The organism is Roseixanthobacter glucoisosaccharinicivorans (assembly GCF_043195095.2).
In the GTDB taxonomy this organism is placed as follows: domain Bacteria; phylum Pseudomonadota; class Alphaproteobacteria; order Rhizobiales; family Xanthobacteraceae; genus NCEH01.
The window spans coordinates 3,976,528-3,992,212 of the sequence record NZ_CM195538.1; the positions used below are offsets into that span (position 1 = coordinate 3,976,528).

The 15,685-nt window shown below is 56.9% G+C and carries 11 protein-coding genes; 6 read left to right on the plus strand and 5 right to left on the minus strand.

Annotated features, from left to right (window positions below):
- Nucleotides 1-267 precede the first annotated feature (267 nt).
- Nucleotides 268-1,752 carry a DUF927 domain-containing protein gene (locus V5F78_RS18395; protein ID WP_394067817.1) on the plus strand — a complete coding sequence of 495 codons (1,485 nt, stop codon included), beginning with the start codon at nucleotides 268-270 and terminating at the stop codon, nucleotides 1,750-1,752.
- Nucleotides 1,753-2,685: 933 nt separating this feature from the next.
- Nucleotides 2,686-3,345, plus strand: coding sequence for a hypothetical protein (locus V5F78_RS18400; protein ID WP_394067819.1), 660 nt, complete (start codon nucleotides 2,686-2,688; stop codon nucleotides 3,343-3,345).
- A gap of 301 nt (nucleotides 3,346-3,646) precedes the next feature.
- Here the strand turns inward: V5F78_RS18400 and V5F78_RS18405 are convergent, their stop codons facing one another.
- Nucleotides 3,647-3,865: a hypothetical protein gene (locus V5F78_RS18405; RefSeq protein ID WP_394067821.1), complete on the minus strand. Its 219-nt coding sequence runs from the start codon at nucleotides 3,863-3,865 to the stop codon at nucleotides 3,647-3,649.
- Between the two features lie 104 nt (nucleotides 3,866-3,969).
- On the opposite strand from V5F78_RS18405, the gene V5F78_RS18410 reads away from it, so the two are divergent.
- Together V5F78_RS18410 and herA are read left to right on the plus strand one after the other, a co-directional pair.
- The gene (locus tag V5F78_RS18410) at nucleotides 3,970-5,220 is read left to right on the plus strand and encodes a DUF4297 family anti-phage-associated protein (RefSeq protein WP_394067823.1); all 1,251 of its coding nucleotides are present in this window, start codon (nucleotides 3,970-3,972) and stop codon (nucleotides 5,218-5,220) included.
- Between the two features lie 9 nt (nucleotides 5,221-5,229).
- Nucleotides 5,230-6,969 carry an anti-phage-associated helicase HerA gene (herA, locus tag V5F78_RS18415; protein WP_394067825.1) on the plus strand — a complete coding sequence of 580 codons (1,740 nt, stop codon included), beginning with the start codon at nucleotides 5,230-5,232 and terminating at the stop codon, nucleotides 6,967-6,969.
- Nucleotides 6,970-7,372: 403 nt separating this feature from the next.
- On the opposite strand, the gene V5F78_RS18420 is transcribed toward herA, so the two are convergent.
- The gene (locus tag V5F78_RS18420; RefSeq protein WP_394067827.1) at nucleotides 7,373-9,538 is read right to left on the minus strand and encodes an nSTAND3 domain-containing NTPase; all 2,166 of its coding nucleotides are present in this window, start codon (nucleotides 9,536-9,538) and stop codon (nucleotides 7,373-7,375) included.
- Nucleotides 9,539-10,096: 558 nt separating this feature from the next.
- Here V5F78_RS18420 and V5F78_RS18425 point away from each other — a divergent pair.
- Nucleotides 10,097-11,536: an IS1182 family transposase gene (locus tag V5F78_RS18425; protein WP_509276262.1), complete on the plus strand. Its 1,440-nt coding sequence runs from the start codon at nucleotides 10,097-10,099 to the stop codon at nucleotides 11,534-11,536.
- A gap of 129 nt (nucleotides 11,537-11,665) precedes the next feature.
- Here the strand turns inward: V5F78_RS18425 and V5F78_RS18430 are convergent, their stop codons facing one another.
- Nucleotides 11,666-12,574 (minus strand): AraC family transcriptional regulator, encoded by a 909-nt coding sequence (locus tag V5F78_RS18430; RefSeq protein WP_394072654.1) that lies wholly within the window; start codon nucleotides 12,572-12,574, stop codon nucleotides 11,666-11,668.
- Nucleotides 12,575-12,669: 95 nt separating this feature from the next.
- On the opposite strand from V5F78_RS18430, the gene V5F78_RS18435 reads away from it, so the two are divergent.
- Nucleotides 12,670-13,419, plus strand: coding sequence for an SDR family oxidoreductase (locus tag V5F78_RS18435; protein ID WP_394072656.1), 750 nt, complete (start codon nucleotides 12,670-12,672; stop codon nucleotides 13,417-13,419).
- A 109-nt stretch (nucleotides 13,420-13,528) separates the two neighbouring features.
- On the opposite strand, the gene V5F78_RS18440 is transcribed toward V5F78_RS18435, so the two are convergent.
- On the minus strand, nucleotides 13,529-14,080 hold the full coding sequence (locus V5F78_RS18440) for a recombinase family protein (protein ID WP_394072658.1): 552 nt from the start codon (nucleotides 14,078-14,080) through the stop codon (nucleotides 13,529-13,531).
- 315 nt (nucleotides 14,081-14,395) lie between these two features.
- Complete coding sequence (locus tag V5F78_RS18445; RefSeq protein WP_394072660.1) at nucleotides 14,396-15,346, minus strand: IS481 family transposase; 951 nt, start codon at nucleotides 15,344-15,346, stop codon at nucleotides 14,396-14,398.
- Nucleotides 15,347-15,685: the final 339 nt, after the last annotated feature.

The following is a 15,685-nucleotide window of genomic DNA, read 5'->3' on the forward strand; positions in this document are numbered from 1 at the left end:
CGCGCGGGCCCACCGCGAAGCATGCGCGTGCGCATCCCCTTTTGCCGATCTTGTTAATCCACCCGCAGCGGCGCCTCGCCCTGCATTCCTTTTCAACGCACGTTTCACGTGCTCACGTCGGATCACGAAAATGTATGTTCCAAATTCTCAGCCCAATTGGCTCACGCTCGTCGAGTTGCGCAGGGACTTCCACACGAGCGAATTCACCGCCGTTTTGGGATGCGCGTCCACCGACGGCGAAGCGTTGCGTATTTCGATGCCGCGATCATGGGCGGCAACACCCGGAAAAGTCCTGGCGCATCTGCTCGCCAAGGGGGTGGCGATGCCAACGGATATGCGCCTGTGCCGGTCCGACGTCGAGAAGGTGTCACGGGGACGAGCGCACCCATCACCAACGTCACCCGGCGGATCGGCTGGCATGGCACCTGCTTTGTCCTGCCCGACATGACCATCGGGCGTGATCCAAATGAACTGAAATTCGATGGCCCCGCGAGCGTCGCCATGCCGCCGGTTGCGGGCTCCTTCGAGGGCTGGAAGGCGTCGACGCAGGAGATTTTCGCAACCTCCAGCGTGCTGACGTTGATGGCTGCGGCGGCCTGCGCCGCACCCCTTCTCGACCTGATCGATGGGCACGATATCGGTCTTCTGCACCTCAGCGGAGGTACAGCTGATGAAAGAGAGCTCGGCCTGCGGTGGGCACTGTCCATGGTCGAAAATCCCTCGGAGGCGAACATTTGGCCGGTGACCGATCTGACCAAGCGGGGGCGCCTCTCTGCCGGTTCAGGATCCACTCTGATCCGAGCGGTTTCCACGCGCCACGTCGGGGGAGATCCCAAAGTCCGACGCCGTGCCCTGATCGCAGCAGCCGCAGCAGCGACCAAGGTTCAGGGCTCGACCGGTGATCACGTTCAGCAAGCAAGCGATGCCCCGGCCCAGCTATTATCGATCGACTCGCACGACCCGGAAGCACTCCAAGATCGACCGAGCCCCGGCATGACCTTTCTGACGCTGGCAAAGGGCAAGGGTTTTTTCGACTTCCAGAAGGGCCCCAAGGCCCGCGCGAAGCTTCTGCGGCGCGCAGCGAAGACCATTCGATCCCACCACGGCCATTTGGTTCGTGAATTCGTTCATGCCGTCGTGGCGGACGACAGCGCGCGCCAGACGGTCGAGGCGGCGATGGCCGCCTTCGAGGCCAAGACCCAGCCCTATGTGGGGCAAGAGGGGGCGCAGATGACCAAGGCCTTCGCGCTTCTAGTAGGAGCCGGAAGCCTGGCGGCCGAGTATAACGTGGTCCCCTTTACAGCAAAGCATCTTGCGCGCTGCGCTCTTAGAGTTTTCAAGCGTGCACTGAAGCCGACGGCGGAGCAAAGGGCCGAGGCCGTACTACGCCGTGTGGCGGCAGCACGCCTTGATTCTGAAAAATTTCCCGTCGTCGCAGAAGGCGACGCCTTTCCTTCGGACATAAGAGATTCCGCATTGGGCTTCCGAAGAAAGTCGAACAACCAACGCGTCTTGGCTATCTTCCGACACCGCCTCGACGACCTCGTCGCCCCTGCTGAACAGAAGGAAATCCTGCGGCAGTGGCAGCTGCGCGGGGTGCTCATGCCCGGGAAGGACGCCTTGCATCATGTCCGCCAAGTGAAGGTGAAGGGCTTCTCGACCATGAAGCCATACGTACTATGCCTTCGATATGAGGGGCTTCTCGAACTCGCGGCCGAGGTGTCGAAAGCAAGCGCTGCTGCGCATAAATGAGCACCACGTCTAACGCAGGCTGACCCGGAAAGGTTTGGCTTTGAAATGGCAGGGTCGAGGCAGTCATCCGTCTCGACCGCATCTGTCGCTCTCACTCTTGTTAATAAACAGATTAATCAACTGAAACTAGATCGCGCAAAATTGACCTCTTCGAACGCGCAGGTGCAGAGTGATCACACGGGTCGCCGGCACTTTTCGGGGATACGTTTTCAGGCCGGTTACGCTGGCACAGGGCCTTCCCCTCGTGCGAACTCGGCGCAGAGCCTCAAAACTATGACCTGTTTCGGCCAGCCTATCTGCTCACCTTGAGCAATTATTTCAGTATAAGCCCGCTACTTCGGAGGCCAATCTCGCGTGCCTCTACAGGCATTTCGAGAGCAGCTAACTCGATGAAATCGCAGTGGCTTGGGCAAAGGTAAGCGGCCTTTAAGCACCACCAAAATACGATGCCTTGCGTGATCTCCGCGGAGTTCGGCATGAAGGTCTTGCTTAGTGCTCCGCCTATCTGTTGGTGGCTTTTCGCTTGCTGCAAGAGCGCGCCGGAGTAGGTAAGCAGTAAATCGGCGCCTTCGACACCTAATGCCCTCCGAAGCTATGGTTTCGCCCGGAATTGCATGCCGAAATCTGCCCCTCGCATCGCAATTCGACGATTTTGCAATATTGTTAATTATTCATGTCGCCAGCGGGCGCCGTGGCACTCCCGAACGCAATCGCAACGACCTCAGGCCTATTCAATGTGGTGCAAAATCGCACTGCATATGAATATTCATGTCTAAATGGCAATGAAATACATGCCTCTTTAGACATGACTATCTGCATCTCTGACGCTTATCAATATCATCAATTGTCTATATCACAAATACAGACATTCGATGATGAGATATTTGTCAATTATGCGGTGTATCAATTATCTGCTTATATGAGGTGTGTATCATGACTTCTAATCTCGGGCATCAGGGAGTGCCTTATACGCCTGCGAAGGAGCTTCAGTTCGCCTATGGGGAGTGGGTCTCAGATCAAGTTGAGCAAGGGTATAGGCCCTTCTTCATGAGCTTCATGTTCCACCCTCTCACTTTTTCGCTTAAAGCGAAAAAAATCGATCAGATGCACGCCGATATCGAACGGATATATTCTCGGATCATCACGCGTTTTGCTCGCCGACCGAATTCCCATCAAGAGCGCCACAAGCTGCCCTTGATGCTTGTCGCGCCGGATCTACCCGTTCCAAAACACACCAAAATTGAGCTCAATGACGTCACTCTGAATGACGGCCTGCATTGCCATGCAATCTTTCTGCAGCCGCCTGTCTCTCGCTTTCGAGAGAAATTCCATCTCTGGGCGACTGAAAATAATGCTGCACTAATTAGAGATACGCGGGTGCGGCGCATTTGGGTCGGGCGCGTATTCGTAACCCCTGATCACATGACCCAATATGCCCTGAAGGCGGTTGGGACCAGGCTTTCCTCTGATTCCCTCCTGCTGCTTCCACGCGAGAGAAATGGCGGTCGAGATATGACGGCTCGCGGCTATGATGAGGTTTGCCGTCGTGAAGGAGGCTCCAGCCTGATGCGAACCGGTTGGAAGCCCTTCTGAGGGATGGTGGATGGTCTCAAGTTGAGACCATTGGCCTGCCGGAAGCGATGCCTGGCGATCAAGGCGCAACTGGTACTGTCGACCCAAAGCGGCCCTCTCAGCGCAACGTTGTAAACGGCCGCTTTGCGCCCCCATTTCGGTCGTTCGGCCCCGACATTGATTGACCAAAAGCTGCCGTTCAATGAAGATAATTTGAGTTCCGATAATGAGCTTCTAATGAGCTGTTGTATTCGATTGACCGTTCGTAAATATGGTGCCCGTTGAGTTCCCTGTCCGATGGGGTCGTTCAAGCCTTTACACGCTAACAACCACGCGCAATCAAATATTGTTCTCGTATAGGGTTGGCAATGAGTTTCAGCTCAATTAGCTGAATCAAATTAGATAGCCCTTTGATATCTCCATGTTCAACGCGAGCGAAGGATATGCTGACGCTGCCCATTGCTGTGACAGTCCGCTCAGTGATTGCATCCTGCAAGGATCTCAATTCCTCGATATACATCAGCTTAATCCAGTAGGTCATTTAATGGACCCTTGCTGACGTTTCCCGTCGGCGCAAATGCAGTTAATCGCGCGCCGCGCTTACTCTCTCGTATAATGTCAATCGCGGATTGATTCGGGGGCGGCATGCTGGAAGTCGACAAGAAACGTGAAGCGACTGCTTCAATCAGGGGCTATTTTTACCAGCTCGATGCCGCCTTGCTTGAAATCCTAAATGCGGGCTTGGACGACAACGTCGTCATCGAGGGCATTGAGGACTTCGACCGCTACACCGATGAAGGCGTGATTTACGGGCAGGTAAAATACTACGCAGAGCAGAACCTGACAGACTCGGTGCTGCGCGATCCCCTCCATAAGCTCTTTGTTCACTTTTACGGGCTTGAAGAAACACAACGCGCAGGCCGAAAATACCTGTTGTACGGGCACTTTTCGGAAGTTAAGATTGATATTAGCGAGCTTTCCGTCGGGCGCTTTAAATCGGTGATGGAATACCGGAAGGAAGTAAAGGCCGCTGACGGTACGAAATCCTACGAAAAAAAGTCCTTACTAGACGGCATGGCCGCGCCAGATGGACTAATCGAGACATTCTGCAAGAGTTTCAAAATACAAATCTCGAAGGAATTTTCTGAACATCGCGACCTCGTCATCGAGGCGATACGGAAAAACCAAAACGTCTCCGCGTTTGAGGCCGAAGGCTTTCACTATCCGATGGCCCTCGATTACATTGCCACACTCGCCACGAAAAAAGATCACAACGACCGCACGACCACCCGTCGTGACCTGCAGGAACTGCTCAAGGGTACCCAAGCTGTCCATAATCGTTGGCTTCTCCGAGAGAAGGAAGCGAGCGAGTACGCGAAGCATATGAAACGCCTGTATTTCTCGCCCACAAACGGCGCAGGAATCGTACGTGCTTTCATTGTTGAATGCGATGCGGCAACAGACGGTTCGGTCGTCTGCGAACAACTCAGGGCAATCGGCAACAACTGGAGTTCGGCTAAGAAGCGCCGCATCCGGAATCTCGAGCGCTACGCGCCATTCATCGTGCTGCGCGGCGCGGATGAAAAACTCATCATGCAAGTCAAAAACGAGCTTTTCGATACTGGAACCGTTTTCGTAGACGGTTACCCATATCGCGGATCGTCCTTCCGCAACGATCACGTTCTGAGCCCCCAGACCCAAGAGCACCAGATCGAAATTCGTTTTGTCGATGACGTTGACCAGTTGCTGGAGGCCCTCGATGGGGTGGGACGGAAGTTGTGCCACATCTACGACTTCTTCCTTGAACGCCCTGCAGCCATGGCTCTGCCGGGGCCAAAGAGTCGGATGTATTCCATCCCCGTCAGCAGCATCTCCACAATCACAAAAATTGTCTGAGGACGAACAATGACTGAGGAAATCGCCAATGCCGAGGTTGTCGCCGTTTACCCCAACAAAGTTCGAGTGGCAGTCGATGATCTTTTGAACTTCCAGACAGCGAGTGAATCTCTTCGCGTCGGGTCTTTTCTCAAAGTGTCGGACAATGACAACGTTTCCCTCATATGCATCATCGAAAGCTTTTCAATCGAGATGAAAGAGGTGAAAGGCGACGGTGGCAGTGACTACAAGCGCGTTTATATGATCGATGCGTATCCTCTTGGGACTCTTAAAGACGGAAAATTCAATCGCGGCGGTGACGAACTGGCCATTCCACCAAAGAAGGTCATCCCGGCGTCGAAAGCGGAAATCGCGGCCATCTATGCCGACTGCTATGCGGCTGAAGACCGCTTTTGCTTTTCTTCACTGACGAGGCAACGTGATATCGTTGTGCCTGTTCACGGCGACCGGTTCTTCAACAAACATATTGCCGTTGTTGGCGCTTCGGGATCGGGCAAATCGTCGAGTGTGTCGTCAATTCTGCAGAAGGCGATATCTACCAAATCTGGCGAATACCAGGGCCTTAACAACTCCCATATCGTGATATTCGATCTTCATTCCGAATATGCCACGGCGTTTCCGAAGGCGAATGTCATCACCGTTGATGACCTCGTCCTACCATATTGGCTTCTGAACGAAGACGAGATGGAGGACATGTTCCTGGAGTCCGGGGACAACAACAACTACAACCAGGAGGCATTGCTCCGGCAGGTTGTCACCATTGCAAAAAGGATCAGTAATCCCGACGTAGAGAAGGTCAATTTCGACAGCCCGATTCCATATGAGATCGATCATGTCGCAAATGCGTTCAGAAATCCCACCAGAGAGACGAAGAACGCTGACAATTCTTTGCTAATAAAGTTCAAGGATAACACAGAAATCGATTTCACTGATGTCGATGCCCAGATCGAGCACTACTGCATGGAATTGCGCGAATTCGCGCCGACCAAACGTAGTGAGATTAATAAAGGGCCATATGCCGACGGTACTATCGACAAGTTCGAACGACGGGTCAGATCAAAAATCGCGAACACCCGGCTAGAGTTCATTTTCGGTGAAAAGGCTAAGAAGGCCTCATTGGAGGACGTGCTCAGGCAGTTCACTGGCTACAATGACGCGGGCGAGACTAATGTCACGATTATCGACCTAAGCGGAATTCCCTTTGAACTGCTCAGCATTACCGTCTCGCTGATCTCCCGTCTAATGTTCGATTTTTGCTATTATGCTCGGCGCGTTGAAAGCAAAACCGAACAGCCATTCTTGATGGTGTATGAGGAAGCGCACAAATACGCGCCAAAGAGCGGTCTTGCACGCTACAAAGCTTCACTGGCTGCAATTGAACGCATAGCCAAAGAAGGCCGAAAATACGGCATCAGCCTTCTGATTTCGAGCCAGCGACCGTCTGAAATTTCTGAGACTATCTTTTCGCAATGCTCCAATTTCCTGGCAATGCGTCTTACCAATCCCGATGATCAAAGCTATGTCCGCCGACTATTGCCGGATACCCTTGGCAATCTGACCGAGGGCATGCCTGCGCTTGAGCAAGGGGAAGCGCTTCTCATCGGAGACGCCGTCATTATGCCGTGCGTTGTGTATGTAGAGAAATGCGACCCAGAGCCATCGTCCACTGACGTGAAGTATCTCACGCTCTGGAAGGAGCAGTGGAAGAAGATCGATTTCAAGAAGCGTGCCGACAATTGGCGAGGGTGATGGGTGCTGATCACGGAGCGCCGGTCCAGATTATCGGAATTGGGAATTAATCCCGAAGCGAATGAATGCGAGCTGACTCGGGGTTCCGTTAACTCAGTCACTTTCGTAGTCGAGAGAGAAGTCGCCCGAGAATTAAGCGCCTCGGCGGGATTACGTAGCCTGCATTAAGCTTGTTCTGATCGTGATCCCGGCCTCTAGGAGCGCGATGGCCCGTTGCCAGCCCCAATTTGCCAGTGACGAGCATTCTTGTCCGAATGTCCGCGTTCTGAGAGCTGCCCCCAAAGCGGTCAGACCGCTTACGGCCCCGTCGCCGCCTCCAGCCTGCGTCGGATCAAGCGGCTGCTTTGGGGGACAATTCTCGGCTCTGGAATGACGGAAATGTTGGCGAAAACTGTGGGCCCGATCAGGCATCTACATCCGTGAAAATGGAAGCGATCTCCGGGTCGGCGGGCTGTGCCGGAGCAGAGACAAGCCCAGAATCATTATCTTCATCTTCGACCTCAAGATCGAGCGCACGCTCCTCCAGCTGCTGGATGGCGCTCTGAATTCTCCTTTCCGTCTTATCGTCCTCAACTTCAGCACAGAACAGCTCAAGGCCGTCTTTCAATTGGCGAAGATAGCCGGGCTTATCACTGGTGATGACTGATCGTTCCCATTTTAGCGGATCGTCGGCGTAGACCTCGACGATTTCTTTTCGGAAGCGTGCCACCAGCTGGTTATATTCCTGGTCGGTGAGTAGCGACCGAACTTTGCTATTCCCGAACACAGTCCCATCGGCATTGTCGATCGTTAACTCTACGATCTTTGCCGCCACCTGAAGGCGGGTAGCTTCGGGTAAGAGACCTTCGGTGTGGAGGCGTACGAACAAGGCGGTCTCGGGATCGATCCAGAGATCCGAGGCAATGTTAACTACGAGATGTTCGATTTGAGGAAAGGTCTGAAAATAGGCCACCAAAAATGCTCTGTCCGCCCTGTTGGTCAGGAACAAGATGAGATTACGGGCTCGTGTAGAGAGCGGCGTCAGACGCGCCAACAAGCTATCATAGAGAATGGGTGGCACATGCACGCTGGCACCTTGGAGCTGAACATTTCCACACACGATTTCAGCCATGAGTCGCTCAGCTTTGGCGCCCAATACGTAGAGCTCGACCATCTCAGGTGACTCTGCGATCAGCCTTGCATAAGCATCGGCGATCGTTGGGTGCTTAAAGGTCCATCGGAGGCCGTCCTCACTCTCCACCAGCAGCGTCAAGCTGCCACGTAGAGCCTCCAGCGAACGCGTTACTGTCGGGGCGGCCACTCCGGTAAGGCGTAGGACAGTATTAAGCGCCTCCGATGGTTGCACCGGGGATGGTACCCCTTCAGCCCCATGAAGGAATATCAGTGCAATGGCGGCCTGAGCGCCATCATCAAGGCCACGAAGAACGTCGAGCAGGAAGACCAAAGGCTCCTCGACAAACTTCTCGACTCCGTCTGCCGACATCTCGAGGTCGCCCGTGAAGAATTTCGATCCAAGCCGCCGGGCCGTCTCGGGAAGGAAACGCTCGTTCAAAGAGACCGCCGGCAAAAACTCCTTGAGAGCCTTTCGCTTAGCGTGAGGCTGATCGCCTCGTTTCACATGGTTGTAGAGAATTTGGGCGCGCTCGACGGGCTGAAGTCCCTGCACGTCGATAATGACCTTGCTGTTCTCAAACAAGGGGAAATCCCCCGCCTTCAGCTGATGCCGGGCACTGTTCCAGATGTAGGTTCTTGAGGTCATGAGGATTCGCGCGCCGCTCTTCGCCGCTGCGCGCAAGAGCTTGAGCCGCGAATTCCAACCGTTGACAAGGTTGCCTTGGATCTGCGTCGGGCCAAAAGCGTCGTCGATCCAGAAAAACTGGTTAGGCTCTTCCGGATTCCAATGCTGTTCGAAGGCTTCGGGAGAAGTGACTTTGATGGTCCCTATGGCGCCATCGTCGAGCGCACCGATCGCAAGGCTCGCTCCGATGGTGGACTTCCCCGACGCAGGGTCGCCGAGAAGCAGCACAAATCCATGGTCATTGATTGCACGGACACTTTGCCTATGGGCTTCCGTCGTCACGAAGCAGGCAAGATCGTCCCCCATGGAGCTCAGTATCCGCTTGGCCTGGGCGTAAGATCTGCCATCAATAATCTGAGACAGGTCCCCGAGCCCATAAAGCCGAGGAACCATCATACGCAGCCGCGGGCGTTTCTTGATCTCCTCGGTGATCCAGCCACCACCAAAGACCCTGCATTTTGTGGCGCCGGCCTTCTCGAAGGCCTCCGCGATCTTCTCCTCAGCCGAACCGGAGACACCCGCATTGGTCAGGATTATATAGTCGTGTGAGAGCCCCTTTTTCGCGAGGCGTCCGACCTTAGACAACTCGTCTCTGAGTTGAGCCAAAGTCAGAGACGCTCCCAGTTTGCCCGTAAACTTGCATTGGATAGTCGAGCGTTCGGTCGGCTTGGCGCCGTCCCACGTGCCGATAAACGCGCCATCACGTCCGCCGTCCTTGGAAGTAAAAAAGGTTTGAACCGGCAATCCGAGCACATCAGAGGCGACGGCCATGCAAAGATCTTGAAAGGCCTTCCAACCCAAAGTGTGGAGTGCATAGTCGACATTTGTGGGCGTTGAAATTGAGGTCTTCGTCATGAGAACCCGAGAGGTAAAGTCCCGACCAAAACAGGAAAATTCGGTCCGATCATTTTGTCCTTGTCGCCAAAGGGACAGACCCATAAGTCATGGCTGGCAGGGTGGCAGCATTTATTGTCGATGCGGAGCATAGGAATAGCGATTTTCTCAAATCGGCGCCTCTCTCCGCATCACTCGCTTCCTCTCACGAATTTGTCTAGTGCTCAGAATTGACCTTGTCGAGGCGGGCGGCCTACTTTCTGCTCCCGATCCATTCCAATCACAAGCGAGGCATTTGACGCGCCAGCCCTTGCCGATGAATAGATGACGGCTTTCGGTTGCGGTAAGTTGGGTCGAGAATGTCCGTCATGCCGGCGGGTCCAGAAGGGCAGCTACACGGCACTGGCTACCGGATAGCTGACAGTCCGGATGCGGCCCGAGGCTGTGTGAAAACCCCTGATGATGCTATGATCTGGCAGTGCTTCGGGGTGCCATATGGGACGTTTCGTTGAAGCTGCTGACCGCCGCCAAGCAAGCTTTTTGCCGACGTGCCTGGAAGACTATGTGGATGCTGACAACCCGGTTCGCATCATTGACGCCTTCGTCGATGAACTCGATCTGGCCGAACTCGGCTTTGCTCGCGTGCAGCCGGCATCGACCGGCAGACCCGGCTATGCCCCGGGCACCATGCTCAAGCTTTATGTCTATGGCTATCTGCACCAGCTGACCTCGAGCCGGAAGCTGGAGCGCGAGGCGCGCCGCAACATCGAACTGATGTGGCTGACCGGCAAGCTGGCACCCGACTTCAAGACGATCGCGGACTTCCGCCATGACAATGCCAGCGCTATCCAGATCGCGTGCCAGCGCTTCGTCGCCATCTGTCGTGCCCTTGGCTTGGTCGGTGGTGGCATGGTCGCGATCGACGGATCACGCCTGCGCGCAGTGAACACGCACGAGAAGAACTACACCAAGGGCAAGCTGGCGCGCCGGAAGGCCCATGTCGAGGAAAGCATCGCGCGCTATCTCGCCGAGCTTGAGGAGACCGACAGGGCGGAGACCGGCCCGGCGACGCCGCGCGTCGCGCACCTGACCGAGCGACTGGCGTCGCTGCGCGGGCGCCTTGGCGAACTCGAGGCGATCGGCCGGCAGTTGGAAGCCTCCCCTGATGAGCAGATATCGCTGACCGATCGGGATGCCCGCGCCATGGCAACCGGCAGCGATCATCGCGGCGTGGTCGGTTACAACGTCCAGGCGGCCGTCGATACCCGACACCACATCGTCGTCGCCAATGCGGTAACCAACCGCGGTCATGACCGCTCGCATCTGCTGGAGATGGCCGCAGCCGCCCAGGCCGAGACCGGCGCTGCCGAAATGATCGCCCTGGCAGATCGTGGATACTATGAGGGCGAGCAAATCCGCGCCTGCGCCGAAGCTGGCATCATCCCGATAGTGCCCAAGCCAAATACCTCACCGGCTCAGGCGCGCGGCTTCTGGGGCAAGGCTAGGTTCGTGCACGAGCCGCAGACTGACGCCTATCGCTGCCCCGCCGGTCAACAGCTGCAGAAACGCTTTGCCCGGGTGGAGGGCGGCAAGCTCATCAGCGTCTACTTCAACCAGAAGGCCTGCAGCGCCTGCCCATCGCGTTCCCTGTGCACGGCCGGCAAAGAGAAGCGCATCCGACGATGGGAGCACGAAGCGGTGCTCGATGCCATGGAGCGCAGGCTTCAAGCGATGCCCGAAGCCATGGCGGTCCGCCGCTGCACGGTCGAGCACGTCTTCGGCACCATAAAAGGATGGATGGGGGCCACCCACTTCCGAACGCGCGGCCTCAAGCACGTCGCCACCGAAGCCAGCTTGGCGATACTGGCTTACAACATGAAGCGTGCCATTGCCGTGGCCGGCGTGGCCCCAACACTCAAGGCGATAGCCGGGTGACCGGAGCCGACGCGCACCATGGAAAAGGCAGCTTGACCGATCAGCCGCGCAGAGTTCTCACACAGCCTCGGCCCCATACCGGCCATTTGTCGCTGTAGCAGCAAACTTCCCGTCCTAGCGCAGCAGAGACTACGGCGACGAAGCTACGTCTCGTGCAAATTGTCCCGGCGGACAGCCGAGCCGTTTGCGAAATGCTGTGCTGAAGGCACTGGCAGACTCATAGCCGATTTCGGCCGCGATCCGATCCAGCGTCTTAGTCCCGCGTGCAAGGGCCGTCTTGGCCATCGCCATGCGCCATCGCGTCAGGTACTCGATCGGGGCGCACCCCAACAACGCGCTGAACCGTGCCGAAAAGCTGGAGCGGGACATTCCCGCGATACCGGCCAGACGCGTGACGGTCCAGTTCGCACGCACATCGCCGTGCATGGCCTGAAGCGCACGTGCGATGGCAGGATCGCCCAAGCCGCATAGCAGGCCTTCGGACATGACAGCTGCGCCGCTCCCGCGCCAGCGAAGCGTCTCGATTAGCAGGGCCTCCAGCAGCCGTTCAATGATCAAGTCCCGTCCTGGGTAATCGGTGGCGCATTCTTCGGAAAGAAGATCGATGAAACGACCAAAGCGTGTCGCCCTGCCTTCGGAAGCCGGGATGTGGATGAGATCAGGCAGCAGCTTGAGCAGCAGGGCGGCATTCACTTTGTCGAATGTGAAGCTGCCACCCAGCGCGGCGAAGTCGGCGTCACCATCCTGCTCACCGTGGCGGACAGCTTCATTCCTTGGTTCTACGGGCACGCAGGCGGCTCCGGGCTGGCTGCTCAGGGCAAACGCGGGCGTCGTGGGAAGGAGAATGAAGTCGCCTTTGGCGATCCGGATGGGCATTTTGCCGTCAAAGGTCAGCCATGCCTCTCCTGCCAACACGAGGGTGAATCCCGGAGCATCATGGGCCTCGTACCGTACCCCCCATTGCCCGCGCCCGGAAATCGGCTTCGAGACGGCGGCCTTGGGTCGGAGCAGGCTGATGGTATCGCTCAAAGGATCCATTTTCGGACGATCTATAATGATTTTCGGAGCTTTAATTATGTATCGTCTCTGCGGTCTCGTCCATCCTCCTTTCATCGAACGGAAGGAGATAGACCATGAGCAAGACGATCCTCATCACCGGCACCTCGTCGGGCTATGGCAAGGCGACGGCGGAGCACTTCCTGCGGAATGGGTGGACGGTCATTGCTTCAATGCGGCGCCCGGATCCCGATATTTTCGAGGCCCCGACCGAGCGCCTGCGCGTGATGCCGCTGGACGTCACCTGTGAGCAAAGCATCGCTGCTCTGATCGATGCGGCGGGCCAGATCGACGTTCTGGTCAACAATGCAGGGGTTGGCGGTGTCGGCGCCTTTGAAGCCATGCCGATGGCACTCATCCGCCAACTCATCGCGACGAATGCGATCGGCGTCATGGCGATGTGTCAGGCGATCATCCCGCAGATGCGGCAGCGTCGGTCAGGTATGATCGTCAACGTGACATCGAGCGTCACGCTTGGCGAATTCCCCCTCGCCGCCGCCTATACGGCGTCCAAACAGGCGGTCGAAGGCTTCAGCGCTTCTCTCGCGCATGAGCTTGGCTATTTCGGCGTCGGCGTGAAGCTCGTTGAGCCGGGCTATGCCCCAACAACGCGGTTTGGTGCGAACGCCATTATCCCGGTTCAAGACCTGCTGCCGGGCGAGTATGCCGAGTTCGCCCGGCCGATCCTCGCATCCTTCGCAACGCCGGCGCTGACGACGCGCGAAAGCGATGTCGCGGAGGCGATTTGGGCCGCCGTCCACGACAAGACAGGACAACTCAGATTCCCGGCAGGTGCGGATGCCATAGTGCTTGCCGAAGCCCGCTGACAGGTCGCTTTCAAGATTCGAACGGGCGCTCCGAAAGAGCGCCCTAGAGCGAGGGTGTCAGAGTTTGATTTGCGGCGGCCGGAGCATGTCCGCCATTGGCGCCACGACCTCACTCCATGGGTCCGATACGGCTGATGGTGGCTTTGCTCACGCCTGTGATTCGCGCGAGTTCGCGCACGCTCTCTCCCTCCGCCCTTCGCCGGGCAACGAAGGCACGCTGATCGGCCGAAAGCACATGCTTTCGGCCGAATCGCACGCCGCGCGCCTTGGCGCGCATGCGGCCTTCTCCCGTGCGTGTTCTGATCAGCTCACGCTCGAATTCGGCAAGACCACCAAGCACGGTGAGCATGAGACGGCCATGCGGCGTGGTCGTATCGGCCCAGCCGTCGCCGAGAGACTTGAAGGCGGCACCGCGCTCGGCGATCTCGGCGAGAATATTGAGCAGATCACGCGTCGAGCGCGCCAAGCGATCCAACCGAACGACGAGAAGCGTATCACCGGCTTGCAACGCCGCTAAGCATTTTCGCAACTGTCGGCGGTCCGTTTTGGCGCCGCTTGCCGTCTCTTGAAAGAGCTTTTCGCAGCCGGCGGTCCTGAGGTGTTCGATCTGGCTATCTAAAGTCTGCCCATCAGTTGAGACGCGCGCGTAGCCAATAATCATTTGTGCATTATGAGACTATATTATGAGACAGTCAACGCGTTGAAATTTCAGAACATAAATATCGTCTCATATATTTTGATTTGTGAGACATAGTCTCTCTCGATGATCGAAGGAGCATCCGAGTCGCCGTTGGGCCATTTCCGGACTCTCGCTCTTCACCTGAAACCCGACCTTGAAAGCTCTGCAACCGCATGAGCGGCAGATCGAGCTCATCAAGGAGGCCTGGAGTGGCAGCGGCAAGGTCTAAGCTCTCGAAATATCCATGACGACTTGGTGAAAATGAGCGAGGCCTGCTGTCCGAACCGGGGCGCGCAGCTAGGTGTTTGGTCGCAGGATGTCATGGTTTGGCTGGCGAACGAAGAGTTCGGGCCTTTGCGTGGCCATCTGCCGGATGGCTTCGAACGGGGTTTTGAAGCGCAGCGCCTTGAGCTGCTTGGCATAGTTATAGGCCAGCAGCCAGTCGCGGACATGGCGCCTCAGGTCGATCAGGGTGGCATAATAGAAAGAGCGCCCAGTCGCCTCCTTGATGGTGCGCACCATTCGCTCCGCCTGGCCATTGGTCCACGGGTGATAGGGTTTGGTCAGACGATGTTCGATGCCGCGCTCAGCGCAGACCCTGCCGAAGACGTGACTGACGAAGCCTTCCACGGCTTTCCGGTCGTGCTGGACGAACTGCACGCCGTTGTCGGTCAGCACGGTATGGATCCGGTAAGGAATGGCCCCGACCAGGACCTTGAGGAAGCCCGAGGCCACCAGCTTGGTTGCTTTCCGATATATCCTGGCGAAGACGAGTTTCGACGTCCGATCCACCGCGACGAAGAGATGGGCCTTCCCACCCTCGTAGTGAAGCTCGGCGATGTCGATGTGGAAGTAGCCGATCTCATAGGTCTTGAACCGCTTGGGCTTCTCGCGATCCGCCTTGGGCAGGCGCGAGATGCCGTGGCGTTGGAGGCACCGATGCAGCGACGATCGTGTGAGATGCGGGATGACGTCCTTCAGGGCCAGGAACACGTCATCCAGCGGCAGGTGAGCCTGCACCCGAAGCGCAACGATTGGCGCCTCTTCGATGGCTGACAGGACGGAACTGCGACGCTCTTTCGGGCCCATCGGCGCGTCCTCGACCGTCGGCCGGGAATGCCACTTCTTCACGGTCTTCTCGTTGACCCCGTAACGTCTGGCGAGTTCCGCGACCGGAGCTTTCGATCGCTGTAGCTCTGCTCGTACGGCGTGCGTGGTCTTGGCGCTCCCATGAAGAACCTGCCCCATAGCGCGTCCCTTTCCCATGGCGATAAACTTATGCCATCACACTGTGGGACCAAACACCTTAGCTGCCCGCGTAGGATTTTTCCTCGACGATGGCCGAGCCCACAGCGAGGTTGATTTCCTTCTTCAGCGCCGCGCGCCGGTCATTGGTGACATAGACCGCCCGCGCCAGTTCGATGAAGCGGGCGTCGAATCGCTTTTCCGCCTCCGCTCCGGAGCTCGTCTTCCACCTGCCACAGCGTGTCGTTCACCACCTTCAGGTCGGCGGGTAAGCGCGTCGAGGCCGTGCCTGTCGCGCAGCGCGTTCAGGGCCTCCAGCTCCGTGACCACGTTGGCGCGCTT